General features: G+C 45.1%; 11 protein-coding genes. 8 read left to right on the top strand and 3 right to left on the bottom strand.

Annotated elements, in window-relative coordinates; all coding sequences use genetic code 11:
- The first annotated feature begins 257 nt into the window (after positions 1 to 257).
- From VIB_RS10235 to phoU, 5 genes are all read left to right on the top strand, one after another.
- Positions 258 to 2,459: an ABC transporter permease subunit gene (locus VIB_RS10235; RefSeq protein ID WP_004395865.1), complete on the top strand. Its 2,202-nt coding sequence runs from the start codon at positions 258 to 260 to the stop codon at positions 2,457 to 2,459.
- A 631-nt stretch (positions 2,460 to 3,090) separates the two neighbouring features.
- Positions 3,091 to 4,401, top strand: a complete 1,311-nt coding sequence (gene ltrA / locus VIB_RS10225) for a group II intron reverse transcriptase/maturase (protein WP_000381813.1) — start codon at positions 3,091 to 3,093, stop codon at positions 4,399 to 4,401.
- Positions 4,373 to 6,013: a phosphate ABC transporter permease PstA gene (gene pstA, locus VIB_RS10220; protein WP_004395864.1), complete on the top strand. Its 1,641-nt coding sequence runs from the start codon at positions 4,373 to 4,375 to the stop codon at positions 6,011 to 6,013. Before ltrA ends, pstA begins: the two co-directional genes overlap by 29 nt.
- A gap of 2 nt (positions 6,014 to 6,015) precedes the next feature.
- Positions 6,016 to 6,834, top strand: coding sequence for a phosphate ABC transporter ATP-binding protein PstB (pstB, locus tag VIB_RS10215; protein WP_004395863.1), 819 nt, complete (start codon positions 6,016 to 6,018; stop codon positions 6,832 to 6,834).
- A gap of 27 nt (positions 6,835 to 6,861) precedes the next feature.
- The gene (phoU, locus tag VIB_RS10210; RefSeq protein WP_040904645.1) at positions 6,862 to 7,560 is read left to right on the top strand and encodes a phosphate signaling complex protein PhoU; all 699 of its coding nucleotides are present in this window, start codon (positions 6,862 to 6,864) and stop codon (positions 7,558 to 7,560) included.
- Here the strand turns inward: phoU and VIB_RS10205 are convergent.
- Positions 7,557 to 8,309 (bottom strand): copper homeostasis protein CutC, encoded by a 753-nt coding sequence (locus tag VIB_RS10205; RefSeq protein WP_004395861.1) that lies wholly within the window; start codon positions 8,307 to 8,309, stop codon positions 7,557 to 7,559. The two genes, phoU and VIB_RS10205, sit on opposite strands and share 4 nt — an antisense overlap.
- A gap of 333 nt (positions 8,310 to 8,642) precedes the next feature.
- On the bottom strand, positions 8,643 to 9,254 hold the full coding sequence (locus VIB_RS10200; RefSeq protein ID WP_004395860.1) for a peroxiredoxin C: 612 nt from the start codon (positions 9,252 to 9,254) through the stop codon (positions 8,643 to 8,645).
- A gap of 216 nt (positions 9,255 to 9,470) precedes the next feature.
- On the opposite strand from VIB_RS10200, the gene VIB_RS10195 reads away from it, so the two are divergent.
- From VIB_RS10195 to aceA, 3 genes are all read left to right on the top strand, one after another.
- Complete coding sequence (locus VIB_RS10195) at positions 9,471 to 10,376, top strand: hydrogen peroxide-inducible genes activator (RefSeq protein WP_004395859.1); 906 nt, start codon at positions 9,471 to 9,473, stop codon at positions 10,374 to 10,376.
- Between the two features lie 839 nt (positions 10,377 to 11,215).
- A complete protein-coding gene (gene aceB / locus VIB_RS10190) occupies positions 11,216 to 12,853 on the top strand; it encodes a malate synthase A (RefSeq protein ID WP_004395858.1) in 1,638 nt (545 codons plus the stop codon).
- Between the two features lie 132 nt (positions 12,854 to 12,985).
- Positions 12,986 to 14,296, top strand: coding sequence for an isocitrate lyase (gene aceA / locus VIB_RS10185; RefSeq protein WP_004395857.1), 1,311 nt, complete (start codon positions 12,986 to 12,988; stop codon positions 14,294 to 14,296).
- A 187-nt stretch (positions 14,297 to 14,483) separates the two neighbouring features.
- On the opposite strand, the gene VIB_RS10180 is transcribed toward aceA, so the two are convergent.
- Entirely contained in the window at positions 14,484 to 14,960 is a 477-nt protein-coding gene (locus VIB_RS10180; RefSeq protein ID WP_004395856.1) for a CBS domain-containing protein, read from the bottom strand.

The raw sequence follows: 14,960 nt of genomic DNA, 5'->3' as shown, positions 1-14,960 counted from the left end.
CATAATTATTACAAATTGAGTTGATATAGAGTGGTTTTGTTTTCAGTTGCTTATCTGCGCTGTAATATAACCGTCACGTATTTGAAATAGTATACCCTGTAGCACCATAAAGTATGAAACGCTTCACATAGTTAAGCGGCTGGTTATTCTGATGCGCTTCTTGCGCTCGCGATCTTATTCTTACTCTCCGTGCTGTTGGTCACTACCGTTTTCTAAGCTCGGCCGCCCTCTCAAGATAACAAGGATAGAGTGAATTGATGCCCCACAGTGAATTTTCATTACAGCAACGAGATCATAAACGACGTTTGAAAGATCGTTGCGTTCGCTTTGCGGTAACCTGTGGTGGGGTTGGAGTCTTAGCGGCTCTGATTTTAATTTTTGTTTATTTGGCGTTGGTCACCCTGCCACTTTTTGCAGATGCCAAGCTTGATGCCAACTTTGCTAAACAGCCGATTTCTTCTGTGCAGCCTCAGTTACTGGCGATGGATGATTATGGTGAGCATCTGTTCGTGGTCGATCAGCATGGTGACGCGGAATTTTGGGCGCTAAAGCAACTGAGTGATCAGCCGTTATGGCGACAGTCCTTGTCTTTTGTTCCTGTAAAAATAGAAGCCGGTACGGCACAAGACGGGTGGTATGCGGTTTTGGATGCTGCGCACCAGGTGCATCTTTTCCGTCCTCGGTTTGATTATTCAATGACTCAACAGCGACGAGAGTTTACCCCTGTGCTTGAGTTATTAACCACCGAATCTACGCTGGTTGCAGCCCCTGAGGAAGCGGTGATTGAACAGTTCAACTTTGCGCTAACGGCTGACTATCTTTACACGGTCAGTTATTTGGCTGACCAACGGGTGATGATTCGTTGGCTGGCGCGACAAGCGCCTTTAGCCATGGCAGAAACGGTATTACCGACTCGCTACGCGCAACTGGATCAACTCATTATTACTCCAGATGGCCAGACGATTTACTTACGTACTGGCTCGCAATTGGCGGTTATTCAGCGTGATGGTGAAGCGTATCGTCTGCGTGAACAAGTGGATCTTAGTCGCGGCCAGCCGCAGCGCTTAGTGACGAATATGACCTTATTGTCCGGCGCTTACTCGCTGCTGATTACTTACGAGAATGGCGTTGTCAGTCAATGGTTTGATGTTTTACACCAAGGTCAACGCCAGTTGCAGTCGATTCGTGATTTTCAGCTGGCGCCGTCTATTCAGCTTTTGCTGACGGATACTCAGCGTAAAGGTTTTTATACTTTTTATCCTAATGGCACGCTACAAAGTCATTATACCACCAGCGAAAAACTGGTGTTGTTTGAGCGGGTTTTCCCTAGAGCGCCAACGTTAGCGGTGATGTCCAATAACGAGCGTTATATTGCCACTTGGGACGATGGAATCGTTCAGGTCATTGAATTGGATAATCCTCACCCTGAGATTTCCTTTTCAGCTCTATGGAAAAAAGTCTGGTATGAAGGCTATCCAGAGCCGCAGTTTGTGTGGCAGTCAACCGCGGCGAATGAGCAGTTTGAACCGAAATTAAGTTTAGTGCCGATTGCGTTTGGTACATTGAAAGCCGCTTTCTATGCCATGCTATTTGCCGTGCCGATAGCGGTGTTTGCCGCTATTTATACCGCTTATTTTATGAAACCCGCGATGCGTCGAGTGGTGAAGCCGACCATTGAATTGATGGAGGCGCTACCAACGGTGATCATTGGCTTTCTCGCTGGGCTATGGTTTGCCCCTATCGTAGAAAACAATTTGGCGGCGGTGGTCGCACTCTTAATCGGTTTACCCATCTCGACGTTAATGATAGGTGTTATCTGGTCTTGGTTACCTAAACGTTATTTGGGGTATGATATTTCCGGTTGGCAAGCACTGATCTTAGTGCCATTAATGATCGTTATCATGGCATTGACGCTCTCTTCTAGTCATCTCATCGAACAAGTCTTGTTTGCCGGAGATGTACTGCTCTTTTTGGATCAAAGAGGTATTGGTTTTGATCAGCGTAATGCGTTAATTGTGGGGATTGCGATGGGATTTGCCGTGATCCCAACAATTTTTACCATTGCAGAAGATGCGATTTTCTCGGTTCCGAAACATTTATCGGATGGTTCATTGGCTCTAGGAGCGACTGGATGGCAAACCTTAACCCATGTCGTGTTATTGACTGCCAGCCCAGGAATTTTTTCGGCAATCATGATGGGGTTGGGGCGAGCCGTTGGCGAAACCATGATCGTACTGATGGCGACAGGGAATACGCCTATTCTTGATTGGAATATTTTACAAGGCATGCGCACCATTTCAGCCAATATTGCGATTGAATTACCTGAGTCTGCGGTGGGGAGCTCTCATTATCGAGTACTGTTTTTAGCGGCGTTATTGCTGTTTGTCTTTACTTTTATCGTTAACTCCTTTGCTGAGTGGGTGCGTCAGCGCTTACGCGCCAAATATCGTTCATTGTAATCGGGAGCACGTAAATGAAACTGACCCAGCAATTTCAATCTGGCTCTCCTTGGATTTGGCTGACGGCTGGTGCCGTTAGCATCAGTTGTGCGCCGAGCATGGCGTTGATCTAGGAGGTGAAAGTCCTCTACGGGCTCAGTCGAGCGGGAACCGTTAGCCTATGCAAGGGTGTTCATCGTGAGGTGAAATCTGAAGGAAGCAAATGGCAAAACGTGGTGATGACGAACAGAAATCTGATAGTAGGCTGTGTCGACTTGGGTAACCTAGCAATAGATAGAATAGCCCAACGACTCGACGAGAAGTGCGATGCAGTAAATCAGGCATGACCACGAGAAAGAACAACGTCTTACCTCGGGAGATCTTATTATCTGTTTCGGACGAAACTAAGCAGCCAGTGATGGATGCTGATGGGTAATAAGGAGTCAGCAGAAGGCATAGTACCTTGAGGAAGTACAACTTAAGGGAAGGCCGGAACTGAATAGGTCAAGAAGCAGTCGCCAGATATTCAAATCAGTGGAGTAACAGTAACGATGCGACCCATCTCTACGTTCCGATTGGTGAAGCCAAAAGTGGAACTGACGGAAACGAAGCGTAACAAGCTGATTTGGCATAGAAAGAAGGACGAGTCTTGATGGACACCACTCGATTACTCGAACAGATGTTCAGTCCGGGTAATTTAAACGCTGCGACCAAACAGGTGAAGCGCAACAAGGGGTGCGGTGGGGTAGATAGACTGACGATCACAGCGACCTTGGAAAAGCTTCGCCAGTTGGATAATGGGCAGCAACTTCGCCAGTCTTTACTGGATGGAAGTTACCAACCGTCTCCCGTTCTGGGTGTAGAAATCCCCAAGCCAAAAGGTGGAGTACGCCAACTGGGTATCCCAACCGTTCAGGATCGCATCGTACAACAAGCGATGGCACAGCTCCTGACACAGTTGTATGAGCCGAAGTTCTCAAAGAGCAGCTTCGGGTTCAGACCAAGAAGGAGTGCTCATCATGCTTTGTCGAAAGCGAGTGAATACATTCGAGAAGGGCGGGGATATGTAGTCGATATAGATCTGGAGAAGTACTTCGATACCGTCAATCACGACAGACTGATGTATCGGCTGTCTCAAGATATCGCGGATAAACGGGTGCTGAAACTGATCAGGAAATATCTACAAAGTGGTCTGATGCGAAATGGAGTGATAGAGCGAAGACAAAGAGGAACCCCACAAGGAGGTCCTCTGTCGCCGCTGCTCTCTAATATCGTATTGGATGAGCTTGATAAAGAGTTAGAACGTAGAGGTCATAAGTTCTGCCGATACGCAGACGATTGCCAAATCTACGTAGGTAGTGAAGCAGCAGCGCAACGGGTGAAAACCTCGGTTACGGAGTTCTTGGAGCAGACGCTTAAATTACGGGTAAACCGTGAGAAAAGTGCGGCGACCAGAGTGAGTGAGCGTAGCTACTTGGGACACCGCTTCAACGATGATGGTGTGATAGGTATCAGTGATGACGCCATGCATCAAATGAAGAAACGAGTGCGACAAGTCACCAAACGAAATAGAGGACGAACGTTCCCGGCAATCATCAAGGAACTATCGACGTATCTACGAGGTTGGCAGAACTACTTTAAACTGGGCTTAAGGCCGTCATCGATGAGTCACCTAGACAGTTGGATAAGACGCCGACTGCGGTGCTACCGTCTAAAACAGAAAAAGCGGAAATACAGCATAGCGATGTGGCTGATTAGTTTAGGAGTCGCCAAACCTAATGCATGGAAAGTCGCAGGTTCAGATAAAGGATGGTGGAAACTCTCACGGACGCCCCAAGTCAATCAGGCTTTACCCAACAAACGGTTGGAAGAGTTGGGGTTATACTCATTGTTGGAAGGGTATGAAACATTGAAAATCTATTCGGAACCGCCGTATGCGATCCACGCTTGTACGGTGGTGTGAGAGGACGGCGGGAGTGATCCCGCCTCCTACTCGATTGATCTCAGTATTAGGCTTATTGTTATTAATTGGCTGGAAAGGATTAATTTATTTTTGGCCAGCGCCGCTCTATCAATGGCAAACTGAAGATGGTCATACTTTGGTTGGGCAGCTCTATGCTCGAGAAAAGGTGACGGTGAATCATCTTCTTGAGATGGGAATAAGCCTACCTGAAGACGCGATTGCGCAAGGCCACGTGCAACGATTAAACATTAAGGTGGCTAATCGAGACATTTATCAGGCTGATTTTTTGTCGATTCTTGATATTAAATTGTCACCGGCGACGCTTGCTCATGGTTGGGTCGTCTTACAACGAACCCATGACGGGCAGTTTTATGGTAAGCCGATTGGTTTCGAATCAACACTCATCAGTCAAGATCAGCCTTTAAGTACATCGCAGTGGTTAGCAACCGTTTTTGGGCAGACTCAGCAGATAAGAGCGGAGATCGAGCAGCAAGTTCGACCGCGCATTCGTGAACTGGCTCATCAGTTAACGACGCTTCGTTTATTAGACCCTAGTTCTTTAAAACAAACCCCTAACCAACGTGCAGAGCGCCAGCAAAAAGAGCAGCACTGGGTGAGTGAGCTGGCCGAAGCTGAGCAACGATTAGAAAGCTTAAGGGCAACATTGGATGATCAGCGACTTTTATTGCAAGATATGGCTGGTGATACGATTCGTATCCCAATGAGTCAGGTGCTCGATTATTGGTATCCCAATGAAATGACCCATGCCGAGAAAGTGATTCGCTGGCTGAAGCATTTGTGGAATTTTTTATCCGACTCGCCTCGCGACTCGAATTCTGAAGGTGGGGTCTTTCCCGCCATTTTTGGCACCGTATTGTTGGTATTGATCATGTCTGTGATTGTGATGCCTCTGGGTGTTATTGCTGCGGTTTACCTTCATGAATATGCTAAAGACAATGCCTTTACGCGTTTAATTCGCGTTGCGGTGATCAACTTAGCGGGTGTGCCATCGATTGTGTATGGGGTATTTGGGCTGGGCTTTTTTGTGTATACGATTGGCGCAAGTATTGATAGTGTGTTTTATGCTGATAGTTTACCGGCCCCCACCTTTGGTACGCCGGGATTATTGTGGGCGGCATTAACGTTAGCGGTGCTTACCTTACCGGTGGTGATCGTGACCACCGAAGAGGGGTTAACACGCATTCCGCCATCAGTGCGTTATGGTTCATTAGCCTTAGGAGCAACGCAGTTTGAAACCATTTGGCGGATAGTGCTGCCGATGGCCAGTCCAGCGATGATTACTGGGCTGATTCTTGCGATTGCTCGCGCCGCTGGCGAAGTGGCTCCTTTGATGTTAGTCGGTGCAGTTAAGCTAGCCTCGAATTTACCTGTCGATAGCGAGTTTCCTTTTGTACATCTAGAGCGCAAGTTTATGCATTTGGGATTTCACATTTACGATGTTGGTTTTCAAACCACCAATATTGAAGCTGCTCGCCCCTTAGTGTATGCCACGGCGTTTTTGCTGGTGACCGTGGTCGTGATGTTGAACTTAACCGCCATTCATATTCGCAATAACTTGCGTGAAAAATACCGAACCTTAGGACAAGATTAAATATGTTTTCTGTTGAGCAAACATTAGGTTATCAGCCTCCCTTAGATGTTCATCATTTAACGGATCAGCAAACCGCGATTACTATTGAAGAACTCAGTTTGTATTACCAACAGACTCGTGCTTTAAATGGAATTTCGATGCGTATTCCCAAAGGGCAGGTGACGGCATTTATTGGTCCTTCAGGTTGTGGTAAGTCGACGTTATTACGCTGTATTAATCGAATGAACGATTTAGTCGATGGTTGTCGAGTTGAAGGCGCCGTGAAATTGCATGGTAAAAATGTCTATGACAGTGATGTCGATGTGCCGACGTTGCGACGCCGAGTCGGGATGGTCTTTCAGCGCCCCAATCCTTTTCCTAAATCCATTTATGAGAATGTGGTCTATGGTCTACGCTTACAAGGTATAAAAAACAGTCGGACACTCGATGACGCGGCAGAGTATTCATTACGAGCGGCGGCCTTGTGGGATGAGGTAAAACATCGTTTGCACGAAAATGCGTTTGGATTATCCGGTGGACAGCAGCAACGCTTGGTTATTGCGAGAGCGATAGCGATTGAACCCGAGGTATTGTTGTTGGATGAACCTACCTCCGCGTTGGACCCTATTTCAACCTTAACCATTGAAGAATTGATTCATGAGTTAAAAAAACAATATACCGTGGTCATAGTGACGCACAATATGCAGCAAGCGGCGCGAGTCAGTGACCATACGGCTTTTATTCATATGGGAAAGTTGATCGAATATGCCGATACAGATTCTATTTTTACTTCTCCATTGAAAAAACAGACTGAAGACTACATTACTGGTCGATATGGCTAATCAAATAGCAAAAAATAGGATGGCATGATGCAGTTAGGCCGACATATTTCAGGACAATTTAATGTCGAACTTGAATCGATTCGAACCCATGTACTGACCATGGGAGGATTGGTGGAACAGCAACTCTCTTTGGCGATGCAGGCGCTGCACAAAGAAGATATCGAGTTGGCACGCAAAGTGGTTCGAGATGACCATCAAGTCAATGAAATGGAAGTGTCAATCGATGAAGCGTGCACGCGAATCATCGCTAAGCGCCAGCCGACGGCCAAAGATTTGCGTTTGATTATGGCCATCATTAAAACCATTACCGATTTAGAACGCATTGGCGACGTTGCGACTAAAATGGCCTATATCGCAATAGAAAGCCCTGCCGATAAAGAACGTCGCTTTCAAGTCTCATTAGAGCCACTCTGCCGTCAAGCCATCGCCATGCTGCATCAAGTCTTAGATGCTTTTGCTCGCATGGATGTGGTCGCGGCGGCGGCTTTGCATAAACAAGATGATAAATTAGACCAAGAATACGAAGCGGTGATCCGTCAATTAATGACCTATATGATGGAAGACCCGAAAAATATACCGCACATTTTGCAAGTAATGTGGTCGGCTCGTGCTATTGAACGGGTCGGTGATCGCTGCCAAAATATTTGCGAATACATTATTTACTTTGTAAAAGGTAAAGATGTTCGTCACTTGGGCAAACAATCGATAGACGATGCGTTGCGCTAAACCAAGATCCTCAATTTTTCAGCAACTTGAGCAATCGCGGTTGGATTCGTTACCGGGATCATAAAATCATCCACATCCGCTCGGCCCATTTTTGCGGCAGCGGATTTGAGCTGCATGTGACTGGGTCGCACGCTTTTACCTGATAAATGAACTTCCTGCACGCCAGTTTGTTGAATAATCTGTGTCACATTATTCGCGGTTAAACCTGCGCCTGCCATAATGCGAATTCTGCCTTTGGCAAGGGAGACCATGTCTGCCAATGTAGAGATACCTTGTTCTACTTGAGGTGCTTGCCCTGAGGTAAGTACTCGCTCACATCCTAAATCAATTAAGAGTTCAAGCGCCTGACGAAAATCTCGACATTGATCGATTGCCCGATGGAACGTTACGCCTAAACCATGTTGCTGAGCACGGGTAAGCAGTTGTTTGACCTGTGGTTGGTCTATCTCGCCCTGTGCGGTTAAGGCCCCAAGCACGACACCTTGAAGCTTAGCTTCGGCCGCAGCATCAATGTCATCTAACATCATGGCGATGTCATCGTGATCATACAAAAAATCGCCTTGGCGTGGCCGTATCATGGCATACACCGGAATGGTTGATAGGCGAGCACTTTGCTTCATCATGCCATAGCTGGGGGTTAGGCCTCCTAACGCTAACGCTGAGCAAAGTTCGATACGCGTTGCGCCTCCTTGAATGGCATAATGCAGCGATTCAATATTATCAATGCAGACTTCAAGTTCATAATTCATGATGATCTCTCACTTAAACGGTTTGATTTTTGATGCTGATTTTATCAGTCTGCCGCGATAGCGTCTGTTAACCTAAGGTCTGAAATAGAGGTAAAGTTACGCAGGTGGCCTTTCCTTAAATAGTGTGAGTGAGTGATTTAGAGAGCTTTGGAATTGACGTTTATTGTTGATGAGAGAGATGAAAAAAGCCCAAAACCTATTGGTTTTGGGCTTTGATGACTTTACTTATAACTGATTGGCTTATGCGTTAAACGCTTTTTATTGTGTCCAACCTTTATCCGTGTGGCTCGAGTTGAGCGCGAGCCATTAATAGGCCTATGGTGACCTATTAACTTATTTTTTACCTAGATCACCAGCATGCTCAGAAAGGAACGCGGCAACGCCTTCACTAGAGGCTTTCATGCCTGCTTTACCTTCTTCCCATTGCGCAGGGCAAACTTCACCGTACTTTTGGTGGAAGTTAAGCGCATCTACCATACGTAGCATTTCATCGATGTTACGACCAAGAGGTAGATCGTTAACCACTTGGTGACGAACTAGGCCTTCTTCATCAATCAGGAATGAACCACGGAATGCAACACCTGCTTCTGGATGCTCGACATCGTAAGCTTTAACGATTTCGTGTTTGATATCTGCAACCAATGGGTATTTAACTTGGCCGATACCGCCGTTTTCTACCGGAGTATTACGCCATGCGTTGTGTGAGAATTGTGAATCGATAGAAACACCGATCACCTCAACCCCTTTAGCTTGGAAATCTTCAAAACGCTTGTCAAAAGCGATAAGCTCTGAAGGACAAACGAAAGTGAAATCAAGAGGGTAGAAGAAAACAACGGCTTTCTTACCTTTTGTAAACTGTGCAAAGTTGAAGTTTTCAACGATTTCACCGTTACCAAGAACAGCTGCAGCAGTAAAATCAGGGGCTTGACGACCTACGAGTACCATTTTTTTGCTCCTAAGATGATGGTTAATGCTTGATAAAACAGCATGTTTTATCAAGTCCATTTAAACGAGACAAACTATAGTACACCATGTAGCATAGAAAAAAGCGAATTAAATAGATTAAGTTAATCGAAAAAAGCGATAAGGATTAGTGGCTGAATTTACTCGGTACGAGAAATCGCGTTTTAAGCTATTTGAGTGGAGAATAAAGAGAATACGATGAATAAATGGCCAAGCTTAAAGCAGCTACATTATTTGATTACGTTATATGAAACACGGCATTTTAGTGAAGCGGCTGAACGGTGTTTTGTTAGCCAATCGACACTGAGTAAAGGCATTCAAAATTTGCAGACTCTGATTGGTTGCCCTTTATATGAGAAATCAGACAAAAAAAGCCCGTTGGTTTTTACTTATGCCGGAGAACAAGTGGTAAAGGGAGGGCGTGAATTACTGGCGAAAGGTAAAGATCTGCTGGAGTTAGGGCAGCAGTGTCAGAATGGGCCAATGGAAGGACAGCTCAAACTAGGGTGCATTCCGACGATCGCGCCTTTTTTATTGTGTGATTTGGTGCAAGAGCTTAACCAGCGTTATCCTAAGTTACACTTATTATTACGCGAAGATACGACCGCTAATTTATTAAACGCCTTGCGAGTCGGAGAGCTCGATGTATTAATTCTCGCCTTACCGATGGACATCGGTCAGATGATGAGTCGAATCGTTGGTCGAGATCCTTTTAGGATGGTGATTAGCCGTCAGCAGGCGGACCGTATTCGAGTACCTATCACTTATGATGATCTGCCTAATGAATCGGTATTTTTATTAGAGCATGAGCACTGCTTAACTGAGCATGCGGTATCTGCTTGCAAGTTAACCGATAAAGAAAAAATCAATCCTTTTATGGCAACCAGTTTACATACCTTAGTACAAATGGTGGCCAACGGATTAGGTATGACGTTTATTCCGCAAATGGCGATTGAACATGGTCTGTTAGATAATCAAAACTTAGTGATTATTGATCCTCCCGGTCAGCAGGCTTATCGAGAAATTGGTGTGGTATGGCGTCCCGGTTCATCTCGCCAGCCAACTTTCGAACAGCTTGCCGAAGTCGTGTCGCAGTTATTATAACGCTCTCTCAGGACACAATAAGGGAGCGACGATGGCGGCGATACACTCTTTGTTTTGGAAGCTGCCGTGATATTAGCGACGTTTGTTTACTCTAATTCCATTATTTATCTATGTTCATGGAGCCAGTGAAAGCGAGGTTTGGCTCTCATTGGCATTGGTAGTGGTTTTTTGCAGATAAATTTGCCAGTGGCTTGCTTGCTAGCGGTTAATTGTGCCAAGTCGTTTGGAGAGCATAATGATGTTAAGCCGTTTGGCTGTCCTGTATATTTGCGGTTTTTCTAGTTTTATTTGCCATTTTTTATTAATTAAACAGAGTTTAACTCTGCTAGTGAATCTTTTTTTGTCAAATTTTACAGCGATAAAGTTTTGAAGCTTTCATAAAATAGTAAAACTTCACATGGTTAATTTTACATCTTTTCCTCATTCCATTGTTTCAACATTCGGTTATCTATCCTGCTTGAACCCTGAAAATACGATATCGCTGATCGATTTAATTATCGAACGGCTGTTTTAAACGACTTTCAAGGTTAATTTTTAGTGTAATTTTATTACGTAATAAATTACATTTTTCAAGCCAATAATAAACGATAGTTTGAAACGGAATAAAACGTTGAATTTAACGATGTGTTAACTTTCGCTCTTTAATTGTAATGGCTTATAGGGTAATGTTTGTCTTGAGTTTATTGGTTTGTATCGTGCTGACTTACCTTTGACCCATTGATGGATTAAGTCAGGCTTATAAACACAACTCGCCAATATTATTGTTATACGCTTACTGTGTTTTTTGTAGTTCTAAATTTACAAATGACAGATAAAGATACTCTCTAAGGAAGGATGCCATGCTTGCTCAAACCCCCGATAAATCGTCATCAGCCATTGAAAATGCTAAGCATCACGATCAATTAGTTATTAAGGGGACTCTATCCTCGGAACATAGCGCCATTTTCCCTGTTGAAGCCCAAACCTTTTTAGCTGAGCTGTGTCGTCATTTTGCGTCGCGAGTGAATACGTTACTCAATGAGCGCGAACAACAACAGCAGCATATTGATCAAGGTCACCTGCCTGATTTTTTAGAGCAAACCATCGATATTCGTGAAGGCAGCTGGAAAATCCTCGGTATTCCTAACGATCTGCAAGATCGAAGAGTAGAAATTACCGGTCCAACGGATCGTAAAATGGTCATCAATGCACTCAATGCCAACGTTAAAGTCTTCATGGCAGATTTTGAAGATTCGATGTCACCCGCTTGGGATAAGCTGCTCGATGGACAAGTGAATTTGCGCGATGCGGTGAATGGCACCATCAGTTATCGTAATCCTGATAACGATAAGGTCTATCAACTTAAAGAAGATCCAGCCGTGTTGATTTGTCGGGTTCGAGGGCTGCATTTACAAGAGAAGCATGCCCTATTTGCTGAGCAAGCGATTCCCGGGGCTTTATTTGATTTCGCTTTGTATTTTTTCAATAACTATAAAGCGTTATTGAAAAAAGGCAGTGGTCCTTATTTCTATTTACCTAAACTCCAAGCTTACCAAGAAGCGCAATGGTGGAGTGATGTCTTCCATTTTACCGAAGATTATTTTGGTTTAGAGACCGGGACGATAAAAGCGACGGTGCTGATTGAGACTCTGCCTGCGGTGTTTCAGATGGATGAAATCCTCTTTGCTCTTAAAGAACATATTGTGGGGCTGAACTGTGGCCGCTGGGATTATATCTTTAGCTACATTAAAACCTTGAAAAAACACCCTGATCGCGTATTGCCTGACCGTCAAGTCGTGACGATGGATAAGCCATTTTTGAATGCTTACTCACGTTTACTGATCTATACCTGCCACCGACGCGGCGCATTTGCCATGGGAGGCATGGCGGCCTTTATTCCGGCCAAAGATCCCGCGCTTAACGCTCAAGTACTGGAAAAAATCCGTCATGACAAAATGCTCGAAGCGATGAATGGCCATGATGGGACTTGGGTCGCTCATCCTGGATTAGCGGATACCGCTATGGAGGTCTTCAATCAAGTGCTGGGTGAGCGTCGTAATCAATTGGATGTCACTCGCTTATCGGATGCGCCAATTCGTGCAGAAGCGCTGCTTGCTCCTTGTGATGGCCCACGGAGCGAACAAGGCATGCGACATAATATCCGTGTTGCTTTGCAGTACGTCGAAGCGTGGATTTCTGGTAATGGCTGTGTGCCTATTTATGGCTTGATGGAAGACGCTGCAACCGCAGAAATTTCTCGCGCTTCAATTTGGCAATGGATTCAGCACGGTAAAACCTTAGATAACGGACAGGTAGTCACGAAAACGTTATTTCGTGATTACTTAGCTCAAGAAATTGAAGTCGTTAAAGCTGAAGTTGGACAAGCACGTTTTGATCAGGGGCGGTTTACTGAAGCGGCTGAATTGATTGAACGTCTCACTACCAGTGACGATCTCGGTAATTTTTTAACTATCCCGGGCTACGACTACTTGGCGTAGAACGGTCTTAACCAATAATAAATGTAACGTGAAACAGAACTTCAAAACTCACCTAATCAGAGTGAGTGGCGAAAAGGACGATATCGGCGTGTGCCATTAGCCACGCGAAACCAATAATAAGAGGGACAGATCATGACATTAACTCGCCGCCAGCAAATCGAAGCACTAGAAAAAGATTGGGCAACGAATCCACGTTGGAAACACGTTAAGCGGACATACAGTGCAGAAGATGTAGTCAATCTTCGGGGCTCAGTTACCCCAGCCAATACCATTGCCCAGCGTGGTGCAGATAAATTATGGGAACTGGTAAACGGCAGTGCTAAAAAAGGCTACGTTAACTGTCTTGGTGCTTTGACGGGAGGACAAGCTGTCCAGCAAGCTAAAGCTGGTATCGAAGCGATTTACCTTTCAGGTTGGCAAGTCGCGGCGGACAATAATACCGCTGGGACGATGTATCCTGATCAATCGCTCTATCCGGTAGATTCAGTTCCTAGTGTGATTAAACGCATTAATAACGCGTTTCGTCGTGCTGATCAAATTCAATGGTCAAATGGTAAAGCTCCGCAAGATGAAGGTGGGATCGATTACTTTTTACCAATAGTCGCTGACGCAGAAGCGGGGTTTGGCGGTGTACTGAATGCTTATGAACTCATGAAGTCGATGATTGAAGCGGGTGCGGCTGGGGTTCACTTTGAAGACCAATTAGCATCGGTGAAAAAATGTGGTCATATGGGCGGCAAGGTACTGGTTCCTTCTCAAGAAGCGGTGCAAAAATTGGTGGCTGCACGTCTGGCTGCTGATGTTGCTGGAACAACCACGCTGGTGATTGCTCGAACTGATGCTAATGCCGCGGATCTATTAACGTCGGACTGTGATCCTTATGATGCCGATTTCATTGTTGGTGAGCGTACGGCGGAAGGTTTCTATCGTGTTCGTGCTGGGATCGATCAAGCGATTTCTCGTGGTTTGGCTTATGCCCCGTACGCCGATTTGATTTGGTGTGAAACCGCTAAACCTGATTTAGAAGAAGCCAGACAGTTTGCTGAAGCGATTCATGCTCAGTACCCTGATCAACTATTGGCTTATAACTGCTCGCCATCGTTTAACTGGGAGAAAAACCTGGATGCAGAAACGATTGCTAAATTCCAGCAAGAATTAGCGAATATGGGCTATAAATACCAATTTATCACTTTAGCTGGCATTCATAATATGTGGTTTAACATGTTTGAACTTGCCCATGCCTATGCTCAAGGTGAAGGGATGCGTCATTATGTTGAAATGGTTCAGCGTAAAGAGTTTGCCGCCGCTGAGAAAGGCTATACGTTTGTTGCTCACCAACAAGAAGTGGGCACGGGTTATTTTGATAAAATGACCAACACGATTCAAGGTGGCCAATCATCGGTCACTGCGCTAACCGGTTCAACCGAAGAAGAGCAGTTCTAACTTCTGCATGGTGATAATCTGATGACGTAAAGTTGCAGTGGACACTGCAACTTTAATAAATTTATCGCATCACTCAATTGTCTGAGTGATAGCAAGCTATCTCAAAAATAAAAAGAGCAAGGGTATTGATCACCATGCTCTTTTTTATTTATCCATCCATCCATTCTATCGGCTAGCTATTGGCCAGTTACAAAACGTCTTGTTCAAAGTCATTGTCATTGTCAGTATCGACTTCATCAGGCTCGCTGTTTTCTTGTAATTCTAGCAAGTTGATAGCAATTGCGACGAAGTCACTATCGGTAATAATCCCGACCAACTCGCCTTTACTGACCACCGGTAAACAGCCAACTTTATGCCGTTGCATGTAGATAGCACTTTCTTTTAGGCCGGCTTGTGGAGCGACCGACATGACGCCAGTGTGCATGACCTCATATAAAGGAGTCGTTTCGGTGTGTGAGGTATCGGTGATTTTGTTGTATAGACTCGACTCTTGTGCTGCCAATACATCACGATGAGTAATAATGCCTAATAACCGGCGATTGGCATCGACAATAGGGATATGACGAATATCTAATGCTTCCATCATATTTCGGGCGTCGGCTATTGTGTGGGTACGCAACAAAGTATGTGGGTTGCGAGTCATCATGTCTTCAACTTTGATCAT

The sequence above is a fragment of the Vibrio metschnikovii CIP 69.14 genome, from assembly GCF_000176155.1.
Taxonomy (GTDB): domain Bacteria; phylum Pseudomonadota; class Gammaproteobacteria; order Enterobacterales; family Vibrionaceae; genus Vibrio; species Vibrio metschnikovii.
Note: the sequence above shows the minus strand (reverse complement) of the source record. Positions and strands in the feature narration are given on the sequence as shown.

What these genes read in the sequence shown, in the direction of transcription:
- pstA (WP_004395864.1), top strand. Translation starts at nt 4,373, where the DNA reads ATGCGATCCACGCTTGTACGGTGGTGTGAGAGGACGGCGGGAGTGATC.
- phoU (WP_040904645.1), top strand. Translation starts at nt 6,862, where the DNA reads ATGCAGTTAGGCCGACATATTTCAGGACAATTTAATGTCGAACTTGAA.
- VIB_RS10180 (WP_004395856.1), bottom strand. Translation starts at nt 14,960, where the DNA reads ATGATCAAAGTTGAAGACATGATGACTCGCAACCCACATACTTTGTTG.
- ltrA (WP_000381813.1), top strand. Translation starts at nt 3,091, where the DNA reads ATGGACACCACTCGATTACTCGAACAGATGTTCAGTCCGGGTAATTTA.
- VIB_RS10235 (WP_004395865.1), top strand. Translation starts at nt 258, where the DNA reads ATGCCCCACAGTGAATTTTCATTACAGCAACGAGATCATAAACGACGT.
- aceB (WP_004395858.1), top strand. Translation starts at nt 11,216, where the DNA reads ATGCTTGCTCAAACCCCCGATAAATCGTCATCAGCCATTGAAAATGCT.
- pstB (WP_004395863.1), top strand. Translation starts at nt 6,016, where the DNA reads ATGTTTTCTGTTGAGCAAACATTAGGTTATCAGCCTCCCTTAGATGTT.
- VIB_RS10195 (WP_004395859.1), top strand. Translation starts at nt 9,471, where the DNA reads ATGAATAAATGGCCAAGCTTAAAGCAGCTACATTATTTGATTACGTTA.
- VIB_RS10200 (WP_004395860.1), bottom strand. Translation starts at nt 9,254, where the DNA reads ATGGTACTCGTAGGTCGTCAAGCCCCTGATTTTACTGCTGCAGCTGTT.
- VIB_RS10205 (WP_004395861.1), bottom strand. Translation starts at nt 8,309, where the DNA reads ATGAATTATGAACTTGAAGTCTGCATTGATAATATTGAATCGCTGCAT.
- aceA (WP_004395857.1), top strand. Translation starts at nt 12,986, where the DNA reads ATGACATTAACTCGCCGCCAGCAAATCGAAGCACTAGAAAAAGATTGG.